This window comes from Pseudomonas lactucae, assembly GCF_036688725.1.
Taxonomy (GTDB): Bacteria; Pseudomonadota; Gammaproteobacteria; order Pseudomonadales; family Pseudomonadaceae; genus Aquipseudomonas; species Aquipseudomonas lactucae.
In genome coordinates this window covers 62384-84723 of the sequence record NZ_JAQQPT010000026.1, presented here as the reverse complement: position 1 = coordinate 84723, position 22340 = coordinate 62384, and the positions used below count along the sequence as shown (strand labels likewise).

At 59.1% G+C, this 22340-nt stretch carries 21 protein-coding genes; 13 read left to right on the top strand and 8 right to left on the bottom strand.

Annotation, left to right across the window (positions count from 1 at the left end; translation table 11 throughout):
- Nucleotides 1–400 precede the first annotated feature (400 nt).
- Entirely contained in the window at nucleotides 401–1495 is a 1095-nt protein-coding gene (gene apbC / locus V6M90_RS25720; RefSeq protein ID WP_332847319.1) for an iron-sulfur cluster carrier protein ApbC, read from the bottom strand.
- Between the two features lie 171 nt (nucleotides 1496–1666).
- Between apbC and metG the strand changes: the two genes are divergently transcribed.
- The 4 genes from metG to V6M90_RS25700 all read left to right on the top strand — a co-directional run bounded on the left by metG (nucleotide 1667) and on the right by V6M90_RS25700 (nucleotide 5817).
- The gene (gene metG, locus V6M90_RS25715; protein ID WP_332847318.1) at nucleotides 1667–3718 is read left to right on the top strand and encodes a methionine--tRNA ligase; all 2052 of its coding nucleotides are present in this window, start codon (nucleotides 1667–1669) and stop codon (nucleotides 3716–3718) included.
- Between the two features lie 159 nt (nucleotides 3719–3877).
- Nucleotides 3878–4840, top strand: a complete 963-nt coding sequence (rsxB, locus tag V6M90_RS25710; RefSeq protein ID WP_332847317.1) for an electron transport complex subunit RsxB — start codon at nucleotides 3878–3880, stop codon at nucleotides 4838–4840.
- 48 nt (nucleotides 4841–4888) lie between these two features.
- Complete coding sequence (gene nth / locus V6M90_RS25705) at nucleotides 4889–5527, top strand: endonuclease III (protein ID WP_003172105.1); 639 nt, start codon at nucleotides 4889–4891, stop codon at nucleotides 5525–5527.
- Nucleotides 5528–5634: 107 nt separating this feature from the next.
- Entirely contained in the window at nucleotides 5635–5817 is a 183-nt protein-coding gene (locus V6M90_RS25700; protein WP_003172104.1) for a PA3496 family putative envelope integrity protein, read from the top strand.
- Nucleotides 5818–5893: 76 nt separating this feature from the next.
- On the opposite strand, the gene V6M90_RS25695 is transcribed toward V6M90_RS25700, so the two are convergent.
- The 3 genes from V6M90_RS25695 to V6M90_RS25685 all read right to left on the bottom strand — a co-directional run bounded on the left by V6M90_RS25695 (nucleotide 5894) and on the right by V6M90_RS25685 (nucleotide 9404).
- The gene (locus tag V6M90_RS25695; RefSeq protein ID WP_003172102.1) at nucleotides 5894–6526 is read right to left on the bottom strand and encodes a response regulator transcription factor; all 633 of its coding nucleotides are present in this window, start codon (nucleotides 6524–6526) and stop codon (nucleotides 5894–5896) included.
- 622 nt (nucleotides 6527–7148) lie between these two features.
- Complete coding sequence (locus V6M90_RS25690) at nucleotides 7149–8366, bottom strand: argininosuccinate synthase (protein ID WP_003172101.1); 1218 nt, start codon at nucleotides 8364–8366, stop codon at nucleotides 7149–7151.
- A 129-nt stretch (nucleotides 8367–8495) separates the two neighbouring features.
- Nucleotides 8496–9404, bottom strand: a complete 909-nt coding sequence (locus V6M90_RS25685) for a flagellar protein MotY (protein ID WP_003172100.1) — start codon at nucleotides 9402–9404, stop codon at nucleotides 8496–8498.
- Nucleotides 9405–9560: 156 nt separating this feature from the next.
- On the opposite strand from V6M90_RS25685, the gene pyrC reads away from it, so the two are divergent.
- A complete protein-coding gene (gene pyrC / locus V6M90_RS25680) occupies nucleotides 9561–10607 on the top strand; it encodes a dihydroorotase (protein WP_003172099.1) in 1047 nt (348 codons plus the stop codon).
- Nucleotides 10604–11281 (top strand): ribonuclease T, encoded by a 678-nt coding sequence (rnt, locus tag V6M90_RS25675; protein WP_003172098.1) that lies wholly within the window; start codon nucleotides 10604–10606, stop codon nucleotides 11279–11281. Before pyrC ends, rnt begins: the two co-directional genes overlap by 4 nt.
- A gap of 78 nt (nucleotides 11282–11359) precedes the next feature.
- On the opposite strand, the gene V6M90_RS25670 is transcribed toward rnt, so the two are convergent.
- The gene (locus V6M90_RS25670) at nucleotides 11360–11962 is read right to left on the bottom strand and encodes a peroxiredoxin (RefSeq protein ID WP_003172097.1); all 603 of its coding nucleotides are present in this window, start codon (nucleotides 11960–11962) and stop codon (nucleotides 11360–11362) included.
- 242 nt (nucleotides 11963–12204) lie between these two features.
- Between V6M90_RS25670 and V6M90_RS25665 the strand changes: the two genes are divergently transcribed.
- Both V6M90_RS25665 and bfr read left to right on the top strand, forming a co-directional pair.
- Nucleotides 12205–12423: a bacterioferritin-associated ferredoxin gene (locus tag V6M90_RS25665; RefSeq protein ID WP_003172094.1), complete on the top strand. Its 219-nt coding sequence runs from the start codon at nucleotides 12205–12207 to the stop codon at nucleotides 12421–12423.
- 201 nt (nucleotides 12424–12624) lie between these two features.
- Nucleotides 12625–13095 carry a bacterioferritin gene (bfr, locus tag V6M90_RS25660; protein ID WP_003172093.1) on the top strand — a complete coding sequence of 157 codons (471 nt, stop codon included), beginning with the start codon at nucleotides 12625–12627 and terminating at the stop codon, nucleotides 13093–13095.
- A gap of 80 nt (nucleotides 13096–13175) precedes the next feature.
- On the opposite strand, the gene grxD is transcribed toward bfr, so the two are convergent.
- Nucleotides 13176–13514, bottom strand: coding sequence for a Grx4 family monothiol glutaredoxin (grxD, locus tag V6M90_RS25655; RefSeq protein WP_003172092.1), 339 nt, complete (start codon nucleotides 13512–13514; stop codon nucleotides 13176–13178).
- A gap of 85 nt (nucleotides 13515–13599) precedes the next feature.
- Nucleotides 13600–15708: a molybdopterin oxidoreductase family protein gene (locus V6M90_RS25650; RefSeq protein WP_332847316.1), complete on the bottom strand. Its 2109-nt coding sequence runs from the start codon at nucleotides 15706–15708 to the stop codon at nucleotides 13600–13602.
- Nucleotides 15709–16140: 432 nt separating this feature from the next.
- Between V6M90_RS25650 and argF the strand changes: the two genes are divergently transcribed.
- The gene (argF, locus tag V6M90_RS25645; RefSeq protein ID WP_003172090.1) at nucleotides 16141–17061 is read left to right on the top strand and encodes an ornithine carbamoyltransferase; all 921 of its coding nucleotides are present in this window, start codon (nucleotides 16141–16143) and stop codon (nucleotides 17059–17061) included.
- The gene (locus tag V6M90_RS25640; protein WP_332847315.1) at nucleotides 17058–18167 is read left to right on the top strand and encodes an ABC transporter ATP-binding protein; all 1110 of its coding nucleotides are present in this window, start codon (nucleotides 17058–17060) and stop codon (nucleotides 18165–18167) included. The genes argF and V6M90_RS25640 overlap by 4 nt, the downstream gene beginning before the upstream one ends.
- Before the next feature lie 71 nt (nucleotides 18168–18238).
- On the opposite strand, the gene ybaK is transcribed toward V6M90_RS25640, so the two are convergent.
- Complete coding sequence (ybaK, locus tag V6M90_RS25635) at nucleotides 18239–18709, bottom strand: Cys-tRNA(Pro) deacylase (protein WP_003172088.1); 471 nt, start codon at nucleotides 18707–18709, stop codon at nucleotides 18239–18241.
- A 328-nt stretch (nucleotides 18710–19037) separates the two neighbouring features.
- On the opposite strand from ybaK, the gene V6M90_RS25630 reads away from it, so the two are divergent.
- The 3 genes from V6M90_RS25630 (at nucleotide 19038) to V6M90_RS25620 (ending at nucleotide 22327) form a co-directional block, all read left to right on the top strand.
- Nucleotides 19038–19892 (top strand): MIP/aquaporin family protein, encoded by an 855-nt coding sequence (locus V6M90_RS25630; RefSeq protein WP_003172087.1) that lies wholly within the window; start codon nucleotides 19038–19040, stop codon nucleotides 19890–19892.
- A gap of 78 nt (nucleotides 19893–19970) precedes the next feature.
- The gene (gene glpK, locus V6M90_RS25625; RefSeq protein ID WP_003172086.1) at nucleotides 19971–21476 is read left to right on the top strand and encodes a glycerol kinase GlpK; all 1506 of its coding nucleotides are present in this window, start codon (nucleotides 19971–19973) and stop codon (nucleotides 21474–21476) included.
- A gap of 95 nt (nucleotides 21477–21571) precedes the next feature.
- Nucleotides 21572–22327 (top strand): DeoR/GlpR family transcriptional regulator, encoded by a 756-nt coding sequence (locus V6M90_RS25620; RefSeq protein WP_003172085.1) that lies wholly within the window; start codon nucleotides 21572–21574, stop codon nucleotides 22325–22327.
- Nucleotides 22328–22340: the final 13 nt, after the last annotated feature.

Below are 22340 nucleotides of genomic sequence, written 5' to 3'. Positions count from 1 at the left end.
GACCCGCCCACATTTTTTCCTTAGTCCCTGTATTCCTTTTCATCATCCTGATGAATCGCATCCTGCGACGTTCCCTGAGCCATCGTTCCTTAATGGCTGTGTCAATCCGTGGACACAGGGCTGATATTAGAGAGTTCCAAGGGAAGTTCAACGGGATGCTACCGCCGCACCGCCGGGCCTAACCCGTTACCCATTCAGAAATAATATTTATATTTCAATAGCATAGAAAACACTTGCGCAATTTCGAGACGGTCATGGCCGATAAAAACCCCAAACACTTACGAAAAAGTAAGCCAATGCTTACACGAGCAATTGCGTAAAGGGGTAACCAGCGCGCATTGACCGCCTGCCAGCCGTAAAAAAGCCCCGACACTGTCGAGGCCTTTTATCTTCAATCGTTTCAGTCGTCGCTGACGGTAATCGTCGGCATCGCCGGGGCCACGGCTTCCTGTAACACAATCCGCGCACCCACGTGGCGAGCCAGTTCCTGATAGATCATGGCGATCTGGCTGTCGGGCTCCGCCATTACCGTTGGCTTGCCGCCGTCGGCCTGTTCACGAATCAGCATCGACAGCGGCAACGAGGCCAGCAGCTCCACGCCGTACTGGGTGGCGAGCTTCTCGCCGCCGCCTTCACCGAACAGGTGCTCGGCGTGACCGCAGTTTGAACAGATATGCACGGCCATGTTTTCCACGACGCCCAGTACAGGAATGTTGACCTTGCGGAACATCTCCACGCCTTTTTTCGCGTCGAGCAGTGCCAGGTCCTGGGGAGTGGTGACGATCACCGCGCCGGCCACCGGGACTTTCTGCGCCAGGGTCAGCTGGATATCGCCGGTGCCTGGCGGCATGTCGATCACCAGATAATCCAGGTCGCCCCAGGCGGTCTGGGTGACCAGTTGCAGCAAGGCACCGGACACCATCGGCCCGCGCCACACCATCGGTGTGTTGTCGTCGGTGAGGAAGGCCATGGACATGACTTCGACACCCAGGGACTCGATCGGCACGAACCACTTCTGGTCCTTGACCTTTGGCCGCGTGCCTTCGGCGATGCCAAACATCACGCCCTGGCTGGGGCCGTAGATGTCAGCGTCGAGAATACCCACGCGCGCGCCTTCGCGGGCCAGTGCCAGCGCCAGGTTGGCCGCCGTGGTGGACTTGCCCACGCCGCCCTTGCCGGAGGCTACGGCGACCACATTCTTGACGTTGGCCAGGCCCGGGATCTGCGCCTGGGCCTTGTGCGGGGCGATCACGCACTGGATGTCGACCTTGGCCGAACGCACACCGTCCAGCCCCTCAATGGCCATCTGCAGCATTTGCGCCCAGCCATTCTTGAACAAGCCGGCGGCATAGCCCAGCTCCAGCTGGACCGACACCTGATCACCCTGGACCTCGATGGTACGCACACAACCGGCACTGACCGGGTCCTGGTTCAAATAGGGGTCGGTGTACTGGCGAAGAACGGCTTCCACCGCTGCGCGATTCACGGCGCTCATGGGCTACTCCCGAAAAAGACTGACTGAAACAGGCGGCTATCCTAACCGTTCCAGCAGCTTAACGGCATGCTTTCGAAGGTTCGGAAGATTCGGAAACAGCGCCACGGGGTGAAATAAATTCGCCGGCGCTTTATAGTGGCCGACCTCCGTTTCATCAAGTAGCCGAGCCCCATGTCCGAGCCACGCAAGATCCTCGTCACCAGCGCCCTGCCCTATGCCAATGGTTCCATCCATCTAGGCCATATGCTTGAGTACATCCAGACCGATATGTGGGTGCGCTTCCAGAAGCATCGCGGCAACCAATGCATCTATGTCTGCGCGGACGACGCCCACGGTTCGGCCATCATGTTGCGCGCCGAAAAGGAAGGCATCACCCCGGAACAACTGATCGCCAATGTGCAGGCTGAACACAGCGCCGACTTTGCCGAGTTCCTGGTGGATTTCGACAATTTCCATTCGACCCACTGCGAAGAAAACCGCGAGCTGTCGAGCCAGATCTACCTGCGATTGAAGGAAGCCGGGCACATCGACCAGCGTTCGGTGACCCAGTATTTCGACCCGGAAAAGAAAATGTTCCTGGCCGACCGCTTCATCAAGGGCACCTGCCCGAAATGCGGCACCGAAGACCAGTACGGCGACAACTGCGAAAAATGCGGCGCCACCTACGCACCGACTGACTTGAAGGATCCGAAGTCGGCGATTTCCGGCGCCACGCCGGTGCTCAAGGACTCCCAGCACTTCTTCTTCAAGCTCCCGGATTTCCAGCAGATGCTGCAAACCTGGACCCGCAGCGGCACCTTGCAGGACGCCGTGGCCAACAAACTCTCGGAATGGCTCGACAGTGGCCTGCAGCAGTGGGACATCTCCCGCGATGCGCCCTACTTCGGCTTCGAGATTCCGGGCGAGCCGGGCAAGTATTTCTATGTATGGCTGGATGCGCCGATTGGCTACATGGCCAGTTTCAAGAACCTGTGCGACCGCACACCTGAGCTGGACTTCGACGCGTTCTGGGGCAAGGACTCCACCGCCGAGTTGTACCACTTCATCGGCAAGGACATCGTCAACTTCCACGCACTGTTCTGGCCCGCGATGCTCGAAGGCTCGGGCTACCGCAAGCCGACCGGCATCAACGTACACGGCTACCTGACGGTCAACGGCCAGAAGATGTCCAAGTCCCGGGGCACCTTTATCAAGGCGCGCACCTACCTGGACCACCTGGCGCCGGAATACCTGCGCTACTACTATGCGTCCAAGCTGGGCCGTGGCGTCGATGACCTGGACCTGAACCTGGAAGATTTCGTACAGAAGGTCAACTCGGACCTGGTGGGCAAAGTCGTCAACATCGCCAGCCGTTGCGCCGGTTTTATCCACAAGGGCAATGCCGGCGTGCTGGTGGCTGAAAATGCCGCGCCGGAACTGACCGACGCCTTCCTGGCCGCTGCGCCAAGCATCGCCGACGCCTATGAAGCCCGCGATTTCGCGCGCGCCATGCGCGAGATCATGGGCCTGGCCGACCGCGCCAACGCCTGGATCGCCGACAAGGCACCCTGGTCGCTGAACAAGCAGGAAGGCAAGCAGGCTGAAGTCCAGGCGATCTGCGCCACCGGCGTCAACCTGTTCCGCCAGTTGGTGATCTTCCTCAAGCCGGTGCTGCCGTTGCTGGCCGCCGACGCCGAAGCGTTCCTCAATGTGCCGCCACTGACCTGGAACGACCACGCCACGTTGCTCAGCAATCATCAACTGAACGAGTTCAAGCCGTTGATGACCCGTATCGACCCGGTAAAAGTCCAGGCCATGACCGATGCTTCGAAAGAAGACCTGGTCGCCAGCCAGACCGATACCGGCTCGGCTGCGTCAGCGGGCAATGGTGAGTTGGCCAAGGACCCCATTTCAGCGGAAATCGACTTCGACGCCTTTGCCGCCGTGGACCTGCGCGTGGCGCTGATCGTCAAGGCCGAAGCGGTTGAAGGTGCCGACAAACTGCTGCGCCTGACTCTGGATCTGGGTGGCGAGCAACGTAACGTGTTCTCCGGGATCAAGAGCGCCTATCCGGACCCGTCCAAGCTCGACGGTCGCCTGACCATGATGATCGCCAACCTCAAGCCGCGCAAAATGAAGTTCGGTATATCCGAAGGTATGGTGATGGCAGCCGGCCCTGGCGGTGAGGAGATCTACCTGCTGAGCCCTGACACTGGCGCCAAGCCGGGCCAGCGCATCAAGTAAGCCCTGCCCGACAGCCCTGTCGTTTCGGCGACAGGGCTTTTGCGCTAGCCCCCCTCTCTTGCTTGCCGGATAATCAGCTTTCTGTTTGTTTAACCGGCCTGCCCTGGGGCTTGTCATCACACGGGTGACGCTCCTGGGTTTCAACGCAATGATCAACGCATGAACCTTATTCAACGTATCGACGCGCTGCTGCCACAGACCCAATGCGGCAAATGCGGGCATCCGGGCTGCAAGCCCTACGCCGAAGGCATTGCCGCGGGCGAGGCGATCAACAAGTGCCCGCCGGGTGGGCAGGAAACCATTATCGGCTTGTCGCAGTTACTGCGTGTGCCAGTGCTGGAACTGGACATGACTCGCGGCGAGGCGCCTGCGCAAGTGGCATATATCCGTGAGGCTGAATGCATCGGCTGCACCAAGTGCATCCAGGCATGCCCAGTGGATGCCATCGTCGGCGCGGCCAAATTGATGCACACGGTGATTAGCGACGAATGCACGGGCTGCGACCTGTGCGTCGCGCCTTGCCCGGTGGACTGCATCGAAATGCGCCCGCCCACATCAGTGCTGCCGATTGTGGGCGGCCTGGCGGCGAGCGACGAGCAGCGCCGTGAACGCAACGTCAAACGCAACCGGGCACGCCGGCGCTTCGAGCAACGTAACGGGCGCCTGCAACGGGAAGAAGCACACAGACTGGCCGAGCGCCTGGCCAGGGCCAAGCGTCCGACGGCGCTGGAGCCGGTTCAACACGATGCGGTAGAGGCGGCACAGGACGCTGCGGTGAAAAAAGCCAAGATCAACGTCGCGATGAGTCGTGCCCAGTTGCACAAATCGCTAAAGGCATTTGGACATCCACCGACGTTTGAGCAACAGTCGCAATTGATCGTGTTGCAACTGCAGTTTGAAGCGGCGGAGCAGGCGCTGGCGGCCATTGAGGCTGGCAGCACACCCGCCATGCCGCTACCAGCTCGCAACAGTGCCGAGCTCAAACGCGCCAAGATCCAGCTGGCAATGCGGCGCGCCGAACTGAAAAAAGCCCAGGACCAGCAAGCCGACACGCAGCAGTTGGCCGACGCGCTGCAACGCCTGGATGAAGCGCAACGCCAGGTAGACGCCCATGGCGCTTGAACCACGACTCGAAACGACGCTGAACGCCTGCAAGGAACCCACCGCCGTATGAACGCCGCCAAACGCCTGGAAATTTTCCGCCGGTTTCACGAAGACAATCCGGAGCCCAAGACCGAACTGGCCTATACCTCACCGTTCGAGTTGCTGATTGCGGTGATCCTGTCTGCTCAGTCCACCGACGTTGGCGTCAACAAGGCCACCGCCAAGCTGTACCCCGTGGCCAACACCCCGGAGGCCATCTATGCCCTGGGTGTGGACGGTTTGTCGGAATACATCAAGACCATCGGCCTGTACAACAGTAAGGCCAAGAATGTCATCGAAACCTGCCGCCTGTTGATCGAACAGCATGGCAGTGAAGTGCCGCAAACGCGTGAGGCGCTGGAAGCGTTGCCGGGGGTGGGCCGCAAAACCGCCAACGTGGTGCTCAATACCGCGTTTCGGCAACTGACCATGGCCGTGGACACGCACATTTTCCGGGTCAGCAATCGCACCGGCATTGCTCGCGGCAAAAACGTGGTGGAAGTGGAAAAACAGCTGATGAAGTTTGTACCCAAGCCCTATCTACTGGACTCCCACCATTGGCTCATCCTTCACGGACGCTACGTGTGCCAGGCTCGTAAGCCGCGCTGTGGCAGTTGCCGTATCGAGGACCTGTGCGAATACAAAGACAAAACTTCCGACGATTGAGGTTCCATAGCTTTTTTCGATCTCTCGATTGAAAAAATCTTTTTTACCCATCCCCGAATTATCGTTATAAGGAGCGCCAACGGCAGTCTTAGCCTGGAGTTAACCTTATGAGCACTGGCAAGGAACAACTGGAAGTAGACGACGGCGTCGAGTCGGAAGAGGATGAGGTGGTAGAGCCTGTCGTAGTGGAAGTCGCCAAAACCAATCTAAGCAAACGCCGCACCATCGACAATCTGCTGGAAGAGCGACGCTTGCAAAAACAATTGGCCGAATACGACTTCGATCTCTGATCAGTCAGTCGACGGCCGGAAGCCTCCCTCACGGAGGCTTTTTCTGCCGGGTACCCTGGATAGGCGTTGAGCGCCTCTAAACCAACCCGTTGCGCTGGGCCAGCTCGATCAGGTCCACCAGGGATCGCGCATTGAGTTTAAGCAGCAGTCGAGTCTTGTAGGTGCTCACGGTTTTGTTACTGAGGAACATACCGTCGGCGATCTCCTTGTTGGTCTTGCCCCGCGCCAATTGCTGCAACACCATCATCTCGCGACCCGAAAGACGCTCGACCATATCGGCCTCACTGGCATTGCCCATGGTGGAGCGCACTGAGTTGAGCGCCTGGTTCGGGAAGTAGCTGTAGCCCGACAGGACAGCCTTGATCGCACTCAGCAACTCCGTCAGGTCCTGTTGCTTGCACACATAGCCCGCCGCCCCCGCCTGCATGCAGCGCATGGAAAAATGTCCAGGGGCCTGGGACGTGAGCACCAGCACCTTGAACGGTGCAGGTTGCTTTGTAGACGACAACCGGCAAATAACTTCCAGACCGTCAAGTTGGGGGATCCCAATATCCAGTATGACAATATCCGGCATATGCTCCCGTGCAAGCTGCAACGCATCGACACCGTTATCAGTCTCGGCAACGACCTCATAACCATGACGTTCCATTAGCATACGCACAGCAAGACGAATGACAGGATGATCATCCACGATCAGCACTTTATTCATGAGAAAGTCCAATTTCGCTGTTCGAATTATTTAGAGCAAGCACAATAGCCTAGTCGTTTCCTAGTTGGCATAGCGCTCCCCCCCGAGCAACAGCAAGCAGAGACATGAGCCACAGAGATAAAGGAATTGCCCTACAAAAAACCGCCTGACTGGATGTATCCAGTTTTATGGGGCCTTTCAGACCTTTCCGGGACTCTACATATTTTGAGTGAAATCTATAGGTACTGAGGGGCAGCAGGTAAACGTACCGCACAGTACTTTCAGGAAATGCCCCTTGCCCACCCCTGCCGTACGTTAAGAGCGGCCATGAAAGATTGATAGTTTCAGTTCCATTTAACATATTTATTTACTTCCTTATTTCCTACAGAATTTTCACAAAACTACACACTTACTCCCCTGCATGAGTGAACTTTCTGTAAGACTAGTTCCTACATAGGTGTAAACAATTCATTCAATCCTACACATATCAATGGCTACGGATTTAAATAAACCCAATAAACGTTTATCGACTCGAAAGCCGGTGCACTGTTAAACAAACCTAAACATTGCGCATCCATCTGAATTTTCTGCAAAAAAAATGGCCCCTTGAACAAGGGGCCATTTTTTACAGCGGGTGCGGCACTCAGAACAACGAACGACCTTTGTTGGCCGCGATGCGCATGCGCAGTGCGTTCAACTTGATAAAGCCCGCTGCGTCAGCCTGGTTGTAGGCACCACCGTCTTCTTCGAAAGTAGCGATGTTGGCATCGAACAGCGAATCATCCGACTTGCGACCGGTGACGATCACGTTGCCTTTGTAGAGTTTCAGGCGCACAACGCCGTTCACGTGAGCCTGGGAGGCGTCGATCATCTGCTGCAGCATCAGACGCTCAGGGCTCCACCAGTAGCCGGTGTAGATCAGGCTGGCATACTTGGGCATCAGCTCGTCTTTGAGGTGAGCGACTTCGCGGTCCAGAGTGATGGACTCGATGGCGCGGTGAGCGCGCAGCATGATGGTGCCGCCTGGGGTTTCGTAGCAACCACGGGACTTCATGCCCACGTAACGGTTCTCGACGATGTCGAGGCGACCGATACCGTGTTCGCCGCCGATACGGTTCAGGGTCGCCAGCACGGTGGCCGGGGTCATGTCGACGCCATCCAGCGCGACGATGTCGCCGTTGCGGTAGGTCAGTTCCAGGTACTGTGGCTTGTCTGGCGCGTTCTCCGGGGAGACGGTCCATTTCCACATGTCTTCTTCGTGCTCGGTCCAGGTGTCTTCCAGCACGCCGCCTTCATAGGAGATGTGCAGCAGGTTGGCGTCCATCGAGTACGGGGACTTCTTCTTGCCATGGCGCTCGATCGGAATCGCGTGCTTCTCGGCGTAATCCATCAGTTTTTCACGGGACAGCAGGTCCCATTCACGCCAGGGCGCAATCACTTTCACGCCTGGTTTGAGGGCGTAGGCACCCAGTTCGAAACGCACCTGGTCGTTGCCTTTACCGGTCGCGCCATGGGAAATGGCGTCAGCGCCGGTTTCGTTGGCGATTTCGATCAGGCGCTTGGCGATCAGTGGACGTGCGATGGAGGTACCCAGCAGGTACTCGCCTTCGTAGACGGTGTTGGCGCGAAACATCGGGAAGACGAAATCGCGGACGAACTCTTCGCGCAGGTCATCAATGTAGATCTCTTTCACGCCCATGGCTTGCGCCTTGGCACGTGCAGGTTCGACCTCTTCGCCCTGACCCAGGTCAGCGGTGAAGGTCACCACTTCACAGTTATAAGTATCCTGCAGCCACTTGAGGATCACCGAAGTGTCCAGGCCGCCGGAATACGCGAGAACGACCTTGTTTACGTCGGCCATGCCATCACTCCACGGGGTTGTACGGAAAGGCGTCGATTCTACCGACCAAAACCGCGAATTTACAGGGGCGCGACAGCAAATGAAGATAAAGCGACAGATTATGTCGAGCGAGCGACCGATGGCCGCACGTCAGGACGTGTGCGCAGGGTTGCTCGGAACCGCGGCCCGGGGGGCCGGTTTCTCGGGGGCAGCCACACGCTCAAGCTGAATATTAACCCGGCGGTTGCGGGCCCGGTTGGCGGCATTGGTGTTGGGTACCAAGGGGTAGCTCTCGCCATGGAAACGCAGAGTGATCTGCGATTCCTGGATGCCATTGGCCTTGAAGTAGTCCATCACCGCCAACGCGCGACGGCGCGAGACATCACGGTTGCTCAGGCGATTGCCGCTGTTGTCCGAGTGGCCGTTCAACTCGATATGATTGACGGTCGGATCAGCCTTCATGAACTCGATAATCACCGCCAGTTTCTGCTTGGCGGCTGCGTCCAGCTCGATGCCACCACCGGGGAAACCGACTTCGGTCTGCTTGACCTGATCGTAATTCATCGGCAACAGCTTGGCGGTGCACAACTGATAATCGCTGTAGGCCTTGTTGAATTTGACCGGCAACAGGCGAATTTCCGAATAGCCGCCGTCACGCCCGTAATGTCGGACGGTCGGCGAGCGCCCGTCGAGCAAGCCATTGAACAGGCGCCCGGCCTGGGCCTGGGAACTGTTGAAGAGCACATCGCCGCTGCCGGCACGCACGGCCCCGAGGTTGATATCGCCACGCCCTGGCTGCCACGGCGCGGCGGCGGCCAACAAGGTGGCCGACCCGCCGCCCAGCGAGCCGTTATAGGCTTTAAGGCGAAACGTCGCCTGCTCACCGGCCCGGCGCACGAACTCACCCGAACCGAAGTCGGTGATCGGCTGGGTCAGGCGGCACTCGAATTGGTCACCTTCCACCTTCCACTCAATGTTCTCCAGACGTGTCTGGAACGTGAGTGCCATCGCAGGCAGGCTGGCGAACACACTGAGCAGGGCTAGATAATGCTGGCGCACGGGAGGCTCCACTGGTTTCTACAACACTTCAAAGCGTCATACATCGTTAAGGCATACCCACCGCTATCGGTCGCATCCTGCAAAACTTGATAGCGAGTGCCTGCAAGAGTCTTTTCCGGTAGCATTCCCACCAGATTGACCCGCCTGGAATCCCCAATGTCCGACCGCCTGACCCTGCTGCGTCCCGACGACTGGCATATTCATCTTCGCGATGGTGCTGCGTTACCCCAAACCGTGGCCGATGTTGCGCGTACGTTCGGCCGCGCCATCATCATGCCAAACCTGGTACCACCGGTCCGTAATGCCGCGCAAGCCGACGCCTATCGCCAGCGTATCCTCGCTGCGCGACCGGCCGGCAGCCGCTTCGAGCCGTTGATGGTGCTCTACCTGACCGACCGCACCCAGCCCGAAGAAATTCGTGAGGCCATGGCCAGCGGTTTCGTGCACGCCGCCAAGCTGTACCCGGCCGGCGCGACCACCAACTCCGATTCCGGCGTGACCAGTATCGACAAGATCCTGCCGGCCATCGAAGCCATGGCGCACGTTGGCATGCCGCTGTTGATCCACGGTGAAGTCACCCGTGGCGACGTGGACGTGTTCGATCGCGAGAAAATCTTCATCGACGAGCACATGCGCCGCGTGGTCGAGCTGTTTCCGACTCTCAAGGTGGTGTTCGAGCACATCACCACGGCCGATGCCGTGCAGTTCGTCACCGAGGCTTCGGCCAACGTCGGCGCGACCATCACCGCGCATCACCTGCTCTATAACCGCAACCACATGCTGGTGGGCGGGATTCGGCCGCATTTCTATTGCCTGCCGATCCTCAAGCGCAACACCCATCAGGTGGCGCTGCTGGATGCCGCAACCAGCGGCAATCCGAAGTTCTTCCTCGGTACCGATTCCGCGCCCCACGCCCAGCACGCCAAGGAAGCCGCGTGCGGTTGCGCCGGCTGCTACACCGCGTTTGCCGCCATCGAGCTGTACGCCGAAGCGTTCGAACAGCGCAACGCCCTGGACAAACTTGAAGGTTTCGCCAGCCTCAACGGCCCGCGCTTCTATGGCCTGCCGGCGAATACAGACCGCATTACCCTGGTCCGCGAAGACTGGACCGCCCCCGCCAGCCTGCCCTTTGGCGAGCTGACTGTTATCCCGCTGCGCGCCGGTGAAACACTGCGCTGGCGCCTGCTGGAGGAAAGCAAGTGAGTGAAGACCATTACGATGACGACCAGGAACACGGCGGCGGCGGCGGTGGCTCGCGCCACCCGATGGCCGAACGTTTCCGAGGCTACCTGCCTGTCGTTATCGACGTAGAAACCGGCGGCTTCAATTGCGCCACCGATGCATTGCTGGAAATTGCCGCCACGACCATTGGCATGGATGAACAGGGTTTTGTGTATCCAGAACATACCCACTTCTTCCGCGTCGAGCCGTTCGAAGGCGCCAACATCGAAGCCGCCGCCCTTGAATTCACCGGGATCAAGCTCGATCACCCGCTGCGCATGGCAGTCAGTGAAGAAACGGCTCTGACCGATATCTTCCGTGGCGTGCGCAAGGCATTGAAGGCCAATGGCTGCAAGCGCGCGATCCTGGTAGGGCACAACAGCAGCTTCGACCTGGGTTTCCTGAATGCCGCCGTGGCGCGCCTGGACATGAAACGCAACCCGTTCCACCCGTTCTCCAGCTTCGACACCGCGACCCTCGCCGGCCTCGCCTACGGTCAGACCGTACTGGCCAAAGCCTGCCAGGCAGCCGGAATCGATTTTGACGGGCGTGAGGCCCACTCGGCGCGCTACGACACCGAGAAGACCGCCGAGTTGTTCTGCGGCATCGTCAATCGCTGGAAGCAGATGGGCGGATGGGAAGATTTCGGCGACTGAGCGTCTCCTGAACGCGCCGCGCGCTCCCATAAAAAAACCGGCCCTCTCAGGCCGGTTTTTTTGTACCTCGATTCCGGCTTACAGCTTGCCGGCATTCTCGGTCAGGTAAGCCGCAACACCTTCTGGCGAAGCGTTCATGCCCTTGTCGCCTTTCTTCCAGTTGGCAGGGCAGACTTCACCGTGCTCTTCGTGGAATTGCAGCGCGTCGACCAGGCGGATCAACTCTTCCATGTTACGGCCCAGTGGCAGGTCGTTGATGATCTGCGAGCGCACAACGCCCTTGTCATCGATCAGGAACGCGCCACGGAAGGCCACGCCGCCTTCGGACTCAACGTCGTAGGCCTTGGCGATGTCGTGCTTCATGTCGGCAGCCATGGTGTATTTGACTTTGCCGATGCCGCCATCATTGATGGCGGTGTTGCGCCAGGCGTTGTGGGTGAAATGGGAGTCGATGGAAACGGCGACCACTTCAACGTTACGCGCCTTGAAATCGTCCATGCGGTGGTCCAGTGCGATCAGCTCCGAAGGGCACACGAAAGTGAAATCCAGCGGGTAGAAGAACACCAGGCCGTATTTGCCTTTGATGGCTTCGGACAGTTTGAAGCTGTCAACGATTTCGCCATTGCCGAGGACGGCAGGTACGTCGAAATCCGGGGCTTGTTTGCCGACGAGTACGCTCATTGGGTATCTCCTGATGTAAGGGTGACGATTGAAGTAAAAGGACTGGCCTTGAGTATGCCGCGTTTAAGCGACAGGCCTGTGACGCAGTCACGCTTCGTGAAGACCGATCATCATACACGGAAAAAACCGTTCGTCAGCGCGTGGGCGAGGCCGGCAAATAACGACGAATCTACTTTGACAATCATTCTCGTTAACATTAAGATCCATCGCACTTAAGCCTTAACCCGCGACGGTTCTCCCTTATGTATGTGTGCCTGTGTACTGGCGTCACCGACGGACAAATCCGCGAAGCAATCTATGAAGGTTGCTGCAGCTACAAGGAAGTGCGCGAAACCACCGGCGTTGCCAGCCAGTGCGGAAAATGCGCATGCCTCGCCAAGCAAGTGGTACGGGAAACCCTGACGCAGCTGCAGACAGCACAGGCCTCCCTTCCCTACACGACAGAATTTACACACGCCTGAATAGGCATGTTTTAAAGAACCGGACTTCGTGTCCGGTTTTTTTATGCCTTTAATTCAATTAGTTAGCGCCAAGACGCGGAACACAAACATTCTTATTCCGATTAATTTTCATTTATTATTCAATAACTTAGGTTTGACACTGGAGTTTTCGCCGCTCAAACTCCGCCCTATACACAGCGATTACAGGGCAGGACCCCAGTCATGAAAGGCGACATCTCAGTCATCCAGCAACTCAACAAAATCCTTGCCAATGAACTGGTCGCGATCAATCAGTACTTCCTGCATGCGCGCATGTACGACGATTGGGGCCTGGAAAAGCTCGGCAAGCGTGAATACAAGGAATCGATCAAGGCCATGAAGGACGCGGATGCGCTGATCAAGCGCATCCTGTTCCTGGAAGGCCTGCCGAACGTACAGGACCTGGGCAAGCTGAACATCGGCGAGCACACCCAGGAAATGATCGGCAGCGATCTGGGCTTTGAACGCAAGAGCCATAGCGACCTCAAGGCCGCCATCGCTCACTGCGAAGCCCAGGGCGACTTCGGCAGCCGCGAGCTGCTGGAAGATATCCTGGAAGACCAGGAAGAGCACATCGACTGGCTGGAAACCCAACTGGGCCTGATCGACAAGGTCAGCCTGGAAAACTACCTGCAGTCGCAGATGGGCGAATAACCCCTCGCCAACAAGTACAAAAAAGCCCCGCTCTCTTATGAGAAGCGGGGCTTTTTATTGCATGGCCTTTTACAAAAGCATCACGCTTCGGTCTTGGCTGCCGCTTTTTCCGCTGCTTCTTTGATCAGCGCCTGCAACGAACCATCAGCCGCCATTTCGGTGATGATGTCGCTGCCACCAATCAGCTCACCGGCCACCCACAGTTGCGGGAAAGTCGGCCAGTTGGCGTACTTGGGCAGGTTGGCGCGGATTTCAGGGTTTTGCAGGATATCCACGTAAGCGAACTTCTCGCCGCACGCCATCACCGCTTGGGACGCCTTCGCGGAGAAACCGCACTGAGGCGCGTTAGGAGCGCCCTTCATGTAAAGCAGAATGGTGTTGTTGGCAATCTGCTCTTTGATCGTTTCGATGATATCCATGGAACACCTCTGCAGGAACTTTTGCGACTCACAGGTCGGCACGGTGGCGCATTGTAACGCAAAATTCCAGCACCGTGCTGGCGCCCTAAGCTGCAGCCACCTGCACCGGCACGCCGTTCAACGCGGCGTTGCCGGATAACTCATCCAATTGCCGTTCGTCGGTCAAGTCATTGGCGCTCGCCCCCGGCTGCCCGCTGGCAATCGCCATCTGCACACCCGGGCGGCTATGGCCCCAACCGTGGGGCAGGCTGACCACGCCGGGCATCATGTCCAAACTTGCCGATACTTCCACCTCGACCATGCCGATGCGCGAGCTGACACGCACCCGCTGGCCATCGCTCAACTGGCGGCTGGCGAGGTCGTCGGGGTGCATCAGCAATTGATGCCGCGGCTTGCCTTTCACCAAGCGGTGATAGTTATGCATCCAGGAATTGTTGCTGCGCACGTGGCGCCGGCCAATCAGCAGCAACTCATCGGCCACCGGCACCGGCTGTGCCGCAAACCGCGCCAGGTCGGCCAGAATCACCGTCGGCGCCGCCTGCACCTTGCCATCTTGCGTTTTCAAACGCGCAGCGAGGTTGGGACGCAGTGGCCCCAGGTCCACGCCATGAGGATGATCAGCCAGCATGGCGACCGACAACTTGTGATCGGAGGCGTCACCGTAAGCCCCGGCCCGCAGCCCGAAGTCGATCATCTGCGCCGGCGGCAGGGTTGGCTTGAGCGCCACCCCGGTCTGCGTCGCGAAGGCGCGGGCCAGGCCGACGAAAATCTCCCAGTCATGCAGCGCGCCCTCGGGTTTGGGCAGGATTGCGCGATTGAAGCGCGTGACATTGCGCACCGCAAACATGTTGAAGGTGGTGTCGTAGTGATCGTTTTCCAGCGCCGAGGTGGACGGCAAAATCAGATCGGCATAACGCGTTGTTTCATTGATGTAGAGGTCGACACTGACCATGAACTCCAACCCATCCAGAGCCTGCTCTAACTGCCGACCGTTCGGCGTGGACAGCACCGGGTTGCCCGCCACCGTCACCAGCGCGCGGATCTGCCCTTCGCCTTCGGTGAGCATTTCTTCAGCCAGCGCCGACACCGGCAACTCGCCGCCGTACTCGGGGCGTCCGGACACACGGCTTTGCCAGCGATTGAAATGCCCGCCGCCGGTCGAAGCCACGAGGTCAACGGCCGGAGAGGTGCACAATGCACCGCCAACCCGATCCAGATTCCCGGTGACCAGGTTGATCAACTGCACCAGCCAATGGCACAAGGTGCCGAACGCCTGCGTCGAGACGCCCATGCGCCCGTAGCACACGGCCTTGTCCGCTGCGGCAAAGTCCCGCGCCAATTGGCGTATCTGCTCGGCCGGCACCGCGCACTGGCGGCTCATCTTCTCGGCGGTAAAGCCGGCGATCGCACGGCGTACAGCGTCCAGCCCGTCGACAGGCAAATGACTCTCACGCGTCAGGTTTTCGCTGAATAAGGTGTTGAGCAACCCGAACAACAGCGCCGCGTCGCCCCCTGGGCGCACAAAAAGATGCTGGTCGGCGATCGCTGCCGTTTCACTGCGCCGAGGATCAACCACCACCACCTTGCCGCCCCGCGCCTGGATGGCCTTGAGGCGCTTTTCCACATCCGGCACGGTCATGATGCTGCCGTTGGACGCCAGCGGGTTGCCGCCCAGGATCAGCATGAAGTCGGTGTGGTCGATGTCCGGAATCGGCAACAACAGGCCATGTCCATACATCAAATGACTGGTGAGGTGATGAGGCAACTGGTCCACGGAAGTCGCAGAAAACCGACTGCGCGTCTTGAGCAGGCCGAGGAAGTAGTTGCTGTGGGTCATCAGCCCGTAGTTGTGCACGCTGGGGTTGCCTTGATACACCGCCACTGCATTCTGCCCGTGTCGGGACTGAATGCCCGCCAGCCGCTCGGCCACCAGGGCAAACGCCTCGTCCCAGGGAATGGGCTGCCATTCACTGCCCACCCGCAGCATGGGCTGCTGCAGGCGGTCCGGGTCGTTCTGAATATCCTGCAGCGCTACCGCCTTTGGGCAGATGTGACCACGGCTGAACGTGTCCAGAGGGTCACCCTTGATCGAGGTGATCGCCAGACGGCCGTCTTCGTCCTGGGTGGTTTCCAGGGTCAGGCCACAGATGGCTTCGCACAGATGGCAGGCACGGTGGTGGAGAGTCTTGGTCATGGCCAGTCTCTTATAGGGGCTTTGATCTCACTATGGGCCGCGCCCCTGAAAGGCACCACCAACGTTCGTCGCGTGAATCGACCGGCATCAGGCCAGGCCATGGGCCAAGCGTGAGCAAATGTTACAGAACCCTGCGCACGGCCTTTGAAACCGACACAGCCTGGCGCAGGACCGCCGCCGCACATTGCAAAAGGTTGCAGCGCCAGTGTACAAATGGGCCGCTGCTGTCCGGAAATCGTCTGCAAAAGCGTTCTAGCGCCTGTCTGAAATCCCTTAAAAACCGTAGCCCTATTGGTAAGACGCGACATTTAATTATAAGATCGCGCCTTCCCCTATTTCGTCGCCCCGTGCGGCTTTCGCCGCAGGTCTCGCCCGTTGTCACAATAAACAAGGCTTTGAGTATCTGCGGTCTGTTGCAAAAGGTAGTTAATGATGAGCGCAAGGCACTTTCTCTCCCTGATGGATTGCACGCCCGAAGAGCTGGTCAGCGTGATCCGTCGAGGCATTGAGCTTAAAGACCTGCGTAACCGCGGCGTACTGTTCGAGCCTTTGAAAAACCGCGTACTCGGGATGATTTTCGAGAAGTCCTCGACACGCACGCGCCTGTCCTTTGAAGCCGGCATGATCCAGCTCGGCGGCCAGGCCATCTTCCTGTCGCCGCGGGACACCCAACTGGGCCGTGGTGAACCGATCAGCGATTGCGCCATCGTCATGTCGCGCATGCTTGACGCGGTGATGATCCGTACCTTCGCCCACAGCACCCTCACCGAATTTGCCGCCAACTCGCGTGTGCCGGTGATCAACGGCCTGTCCGATGACCTGCACCCATGCCAGTTGCTGGCCGACATGCAAACCTTCCTAGAACACCGTGGCTCCATCCAGGGCAAGACCGTGGCCTGGATCGGCGATGGCAACAATATGTGCAACAGCTATATAGAAGCGGCGATCCAGTTCGACTTCCACCTGCGCATCGCCTGCCCTGAAGGCTACGAGCCAAGCGCCGAATTCCTCGCCAAGGCCGATGGCCGCGTGCAGTTGCTGCGCGATCCAAAAGACGCCGTGGTCGGTGCGCACCTGGTGAGCACCGATGTGTGGACCTCCATGGGCCAGGAAGACGAAACCGCCAAGCGCCTGGCACTGTTCGCGCCCTACCAGGTGACCCGCGCCTTGCTCGATACAGCCGCGCCGGATGTGCTGTTCATGCACTGCCTGCCCGCCCACCGTGGCGAAGAAATCAGCCTCGACCTGCTCGACGACCCGCGTTCTGTTGCGTGGGACCAGGCCGAAAACCGCCTGCACGCGCAAAAGGCCCTGCTCGAGTTCCTCGTCGAACCGGCCTACCACCACGCATGAGCCATCCACTACTGCTGAACCTGCGCAATCTGGCATGCGGTTATCAAGATCAACGCGTGGTGCAAAACCTCAATCTGCATCTCAACGCGGGCGATATCGGTTGCCTGCTCGGGTCTTCAGGCTGTGGCAAGACCACCACCCTGCGCGCGATCGCCGGCTTCGAGCCGGTACACGAAGGCGAAATCAGCCTGGCGGGCGAAGTGATCTCCAGCGCCGGTTTTACCCTGGCTCCCGAGAAGCGTCGCATCGGCATGGTGTTCCAGGACTACGCGCTGTTTCCCCACCTCAGCGTGGCCGACAACATCGCGTTCGGCATCCGCAAGCATCCGCAAAAGGACCGCGTGGTCGCCGAGTTGCTGGAGCTGGTCAACCTGAAGAACCTGGGCAAGCGCTTCCCCCATGAACTCTCGGGCGGCCAGCAACAACGTGTCGCCCTCGCCCGTGCCCTGGCGCCGGAACCACAACTGCTGCTGCTCGATGAGCCGTTCTCCAACCTCGACGGTGAACTGCGGCGCAAGCTCAGCCATGAAGTGCGCGACATTCTCAAGGCGCGCGGCACCAGTGCGATCCTGGTCACCCACGATCAGGAAGAAGCGTTCGCGGTCAGCGATCAGGTGGGTGTCTTCAAGGAAGGCCGGCTGGAACAGTGGGACACTCCCTACAACCTCTATCACGAACCGCAGACGCCTTACGTCGCCAGTTTTATCGGGCAGGGCTACTTCATTCGTGGGCAGTTGAGCTCGCCCGAGTCGGTCAGCACCGAACTGGGCGACCTGCGCGGCAACCGCGCCTACACCTGGCCAATCGGCGGTGCCGTGGATGTGCTGCTGCGCCCGGATGACATCGTTTATGCGCCGGACAGTACCTTGAAAGCGCGGATCGTCGGCAAGACCTTCCTTGGCGCATCGACCTTGTACCGCTTGCAGCTGGCGACAGGTGCGCAACTGGAATCGATCTTCCCCAGCCATGCCGATCACCAGGTGGGCGCCGATGTCGGGATTCGCGTGGCGGCTGAACATCTGGTGCTGTTCCAGGCGTCAGGCAGCGTCGCGGCACAAGTGCCTCGATCCGAGTCAGGCGTACGCCGCTACAGCCCGGCCAGTTGAGTATTTGAAGAATAATGTGGGAGCGGGCTTGCTCCCTCCCACATTGGATTTCACTCAGGTCGAAGTCGATTTCAAACCCGGCCAATCGGCGCGAATTGAGCCCGGGTATGTTCAGCCAGCACCTGCGCCGACAGCTCCACTTCCAACCCCCTTCTCCCCGCGCTCACAAAAATCGTCGCAAACGGCTCTGCCGTCACATCGATAAACGTGCGCAACCGCTTCTTCTGTCCCAACGGACTGATCCCGCCCAGCAGGTAACCGGTCGAACGTTGCGCCGCCGCAGGGTCTGCCATTTCGACTTTTTTTACGCCCGCCGCATGAGCCAGCGCTTTCAAATCCAGACTTCCGACGACCGGCACTACAGCCACCAACAATTCGCCCTTCTCACTGCTCGCCAGCAGCGTCTTGAACACCTGTGCAGGGTCGAGGCCCAATTTTTCCGCGGCCTCCAAGCCATAAGAGGCCGCCTTGGGGTCATGTTCGTAACTGTGGATACGATGTTCGGCGCGAACTTTCTTCAACAAATCCAATGCAGGTGTCATGAGGGCTCCCAGGCGTGGCAGACAGACCGCCAATTCTAGGCCAAGCCCACGTAAAACGCTCTAGTGCGGCGTTCTATCCCATTCCGCCGGTTGACGAAAAGCATGATCATTCATCAAACCAATAGTTTGAAAGTGACCGACAGTTCACTTTCGACCTTTGACAGCCGCCATTCTTGTCTATATTTTTTCGTTTCCGAATACTGTAGGAATATATCCACAGCATTCCAGCAGTAAGCCGTGGCGCGGATGGGGATCTTCGTCACGGTGAAAATCGCGCAACCGCCCATTGAGGCAGTGCGCCAGACAAGAACAACAACTGAGGTTTTCCATGACAACTGCTCTTCAACAGCCTTCACTTTCGAGCCAATGCATGGCCGAATTCCTGGGGACTGCGCTGCTGATCTTTTTCGGTACAGGATGCGTGGCTGCGCTCAAGGTCGCGGGTGCCAGCTTTGGCTTATGGGAAATCAGCATCATCTGGGGGGTGGGCGTCAGCATGGCGATCTACCTGAGCGCCGGCATTTCCGGGGCTCACCTCAACCCTGCCGTCAGTATCGCGCTGTGCCTCTTCGCCGATTTCGACAAACGCAAACTGCCCTTCTATATCCTCGCCCAGGTCGCCGGCGCCTTCTGCTCGGCGGCCCTGGTGTATACCCTCTACAGCAACCTATTTTTCGATTACGAACAAACTCATCACATGGTTCGCGGCACCCAGGCCAGCCTGGAGTTGGCTTCGGTGTTCTCCACCTACCCTCACGCGTTGCTGAGCACCGCTCAGGCGTTCCTGGTGGAAATGATCATCACGGCGATCCTGATGGGCGTGATCATGGCCTTGACCGATGACAACAACGGCCTGCCACGCGGCCCATTGGCCCCACTGCTGATCGGTCTGTTGATCGCGGTGATTGGCAGCGCCATGGGCCCACTGACCGGCTTTGCGATGAACCCGGCGCGGGATTTCGGTCCCAAGCTGATGACCTTTTTCGCCGGTTGGGGTGAAATGGCCTTTACTGGTGGCCGCGATATTCCTTACTTCCTGGTACCGATTTTCGCACCGATCCTGGGCGCATGCCTCGGTGCTGCCGCCTATCGCGGGCTGATTGCCCGTCATCTGCCCAGCGCCGCACCGGCTATCGCTGAAACACCTGACACGGCTGTCAACGGTAATACCCGTATTTCCTGATCGCGCCAGCCTGGTCGCCCTGCCCCTTGAGGCCCAGGCTGATTTCTGACTTCCTTATTTTCGTGCAAGGCAATCGACATGACCGACCTTCAGAATAAGAACTACATCATCGCCCTCGACCAAGGCACCACCAGTTCCCGGGCGATCATCTTTGATCGTGACGCCAACGTGGTGTGCACCGCCCAGCGCGAGTTCGCCCAGCATTACCCGCAGGCAGGCTGGGTCGAGCACGATCCCATGGAAATCTTCGCCACCCAGAGCGCGGTGATGGTCGAAGCCCTGGCCCAGGCCGGCCTGCACCATGACCAGGTCGCCGCCATCGGCATCACCAACCAGCGTGAAACCACCGTGGTATGGGACAAGGTCACTGGCCGCCCGATCTACAACGCGATTGTCTGGCAGTGCCGCCGCAGCACCGAGATCTGCCAGCAGCTCAAGCGTGACGGCCATGAACAGTACATCAGCGACACCACCGGCCTGGTCACCGACCCGTACTTCTCCGGGACCAAGCTCAAGTGGATCCTCGACAACGTCGAAGGCAGCCGCGAGCGCGCGCGCAACGGCGAGCTGCTGTTCGGCACCGTCGACAGCTGGTTGATCTGGAAATTTACCGGCGGCAAGACCCACGTCACCGATTACACCAACGCCTCGCGCACCATGCTCTTCAACATCCACACCCTGGAGTGGGATACGAAGATGCTGGAGATCCTCGACATTCCGCGGGAAATGCTGCCGCAAGTGAAGTCCTCCTCGGAAATTTACGGCCGCACCAAAAGCGGCATTGCCATCGGCGGTATCGCCGGTGATCAGCAAGCGGCGCTGTTCGGCCAGATGTGCGTGGAAGCCGGCCAAGCCAAGAACACCTACGGCACCGGCTGCTTCCTGCTGATGAACACCGGTGACAAAGCGGTGAAATCCAAGCACGGTATGCTCACCACCATCGCCTGCGGCCCGCGCGGCGAAGTGGCCTATGCCCTGGAAGGCGCGGTGTTCAACGGCGGTTCCACCGTGCAGTGGTTGCGCGACGAGCTGAAGATCATCAACGACGCCCACGACACCGAGTACTTTGCCAGCAAGGTCAAGGACAGTAACGGTGTGTATCTGGTCCCGGCCTTCACCGGACTGGGCGCTCCGTACTGGGACCCCTACGCCCGTGGCGCACTGTTCGGCCTGACCCGTGGTGTACGCGTGGATCACATTATTCGCGCAGCCCTGGAGTCGATTGCCTACCAGACCCGCGACGTGCTCGACGCCATGCAACAGGATTCCGGCGAACGCCTCAAAGCCCTGCGCGTGGACGGTGGCGCGGTGGCCAACAACTTCCTGATGCAATTCCAGGCCGACATCCTTGGCACCCAGGTCGAGCGTCCGCAAATGCGCGAAACCACCGCACTCGGCGCCGCCTACCTGGCCGGCCTGGCCTGCGGCTTCTGGGGCAGCCTGGATGAACTGCGCGGCAAGGCGGTGATCGAGCGCGAATTCGAACCGCAACTGGATGAAGCCGCCAAAGAAAAACTCTACGCCGGCTGGCAGAAAGCAGTCAGCCGCACCCGCGACTGGGAGCCCCACGAAGGCGCTGAATAAGCCAAGCGCAAAACACGCTTAGGGTTGTAACTGGCAGGGAGTCGATTCGTACGTCATCATGGGCCACTTTTGTATGGCAGCCCAAAGGACGCCCCATGAATCTGCCTCCCCGCCAGCAACAAATCCTCGAGCTGGTCCGCGAACGCGGCTATGTCAGCATCGAGGAAATGGCGCAGCTGTTCGTTGTCACCCCGCAAACCATCCGCCGCGATATCAACCAACTGGCGGATGCCAATCTGCTGCGCCGCTACCATGGCGGCGCCGCCTATGACTCCAGTGTCGAAAACACCGCGTATGCCATGCGGGCCGACCAGATGCGCGACGAGAAACAGCGCATCGGCGAAGCCATTGCCGCGCAGATCCCCGATCACGCCTCGCTGTTCATCAATATCGGTACGACCACCGAGTCCATTGCGCGCGCGTTGCTGAATCACCACCACCTGAAAATCATCACCAACAACCTCAATGTCGCCAGCATGCTCAGTGCCAAGGATGACTTCGACGTGCTGCTCACCGGCGGTAATGTGCGGCGTGACGGTGGCGTGGTGGGCCAGGCCAGTGTCGACTTCATCAACCAGTTCAAGGTCGACTTTGCCCTGGTGGGCATCAGCGGCATCGACGAAGACGGCAGCCTGCTCGACTTCGACTATCAGGAAGTGCGGGTTTCCCAGGCCATTATCGCCAACGCGCGCAAGGTGATTCTGGCGGCGGACTCGAGCAAATTCGGGCGCAATGCCATGATTCGCCTGGGGCCGATCAGTCTGGTGGATTGCCTGGTGACTGATCAGGAGCCGGTGCCGGCGTTGGTGCAGTTGCTCAATGAGCATAAGGTTCGGCTGGAAGTCGTATAGCGTCTGCAATGAC

Bases quoted from the DNA above. Each gene is read 5' to 3' on its own strand.
- V6M90_RS25620 (WP_003172085.1), top strand. From the start codon at position 21,572: ATGAATCTGCCTCCCCGCCAGCAACAAATCCTCGAGCTGGTCCGCGAA.
- V6M90_RS25695 (WP_003172102.1), bottom strand. From the start codon at position 6,526: ATGAATAAAGTGCTGATCGTGGATGATCATCCTGTCATTCGTCTTGCT.
- V6M90_RS25690 (WP_003172101.1), bottom strand. From the start codon at position 8,366: ATGGCCGACGTAAACAAGGTCGTTCTCGCGTATTCCGGCGGCCTGGAC.
- V6M90_RS25630 (WP_003172087.1), top strand. From the start codon at position 19,038: ATGACAACTGCTCTTCAACAGCCTTCACTTTCGAGCCAATGCATGGCC.
- V6M90_RS25650 (WP_332847316.1), bottom strand. From the start codon at position 15,708: ATGACCAAGACTCTCCACCACCGTGCCTGCCATCTGTGCGAAGCCATC.
- rsxB (WP_332847317.1), top strand. From the start codon at position 3,878: ATGAACCTTATTCAACGTATCGACGCGCTGCTGCCACAGACCCAATGC.
- nth (WP_003172105.1), top strand. From the start codon at position 4,889: ATGAACGCCGCCAAACGCCTGGAAATTTTCCGCCGGTTTCACGAAGAC.
- V6M90_RS25665 (WP_003172094.1), top strand. From the start codon at position 12,205: ATGTATGTGTGCCTGTGTACTGGCGTCACCGACGGACAAATCCGCGAA.
- V6M90_RS25670 (WP_003172097.1), bottom strand. From the start codon at position 11,962: ATGAGCGTACTCGTCGGCAAACAAGCCCCGGATTTCGACGTACCTGCC.
- grxD (WP_003172092.1), bottom strand. From the start codon at position 13,514: ATGGATATCATCGAAACGATCAAAGAGCAGATTGCCAACAACACCATT.
- glpK (WP_003172086.1), top strand. From the start codon at position 19,971: ATGACCGACCTTCAGAATAAGAACTACATCATCGCCCTCGACCAAGGC.
- V6M90_RS25640 (WP_332847315.1), top strand. From the start codon at position 17,058: ATGAGCCATCCACTACTGCTGAACCTGCGCAATCTGGCATGCGGTTAT.
- pyrC (WP_003172099.1), top strand. From the start codon at position 9,561: ATGTCCGACCGCCTGACCCTGCTGCGTCCCGACGACTGGCATATTCAT.
- bfr (WP_003172093.1), top strand. From the start codon at position 12,625: ATGAAAGGCGACATCTCAGTCATCCAGCAACTCAACAAAATCCTTGCC.
- ybaK (WP_003172088.1), bottom strand. From the start codon at position 18,709: ATGACACCTGCATTGGATTTGTTGAAGAAAGTTCGCGCCGAACATCGT.
- metG (WP_332847318.1), top strand. From the start codon at position 1,667: ATGTCCGAGCCACGCAAGATCCTCGTCACCAGCGCCCTGCCCTATGCC.
- apbC (WP_332847319.1), bottom strand. From the start codon at position 1,495: ATGAGCGCCGTGAATCGCGCAGCGGTGGAAGCCGTTCTTCGCCAGTAC.
- argF (WP_003172090.1), top strand. From the start codon at position 16,141: ATGAGCGCAAGGCACTTTCTCTCCCTGATGGATTGCACGCCCGAAGAG.
- V6M90_RS25700 (WP_003172104.1), top strand. From the start codon at position 5,635: ATGAGCACTGGCAAGGAACAACTGGAAGTAGACGACGGCGTCGAGTCG.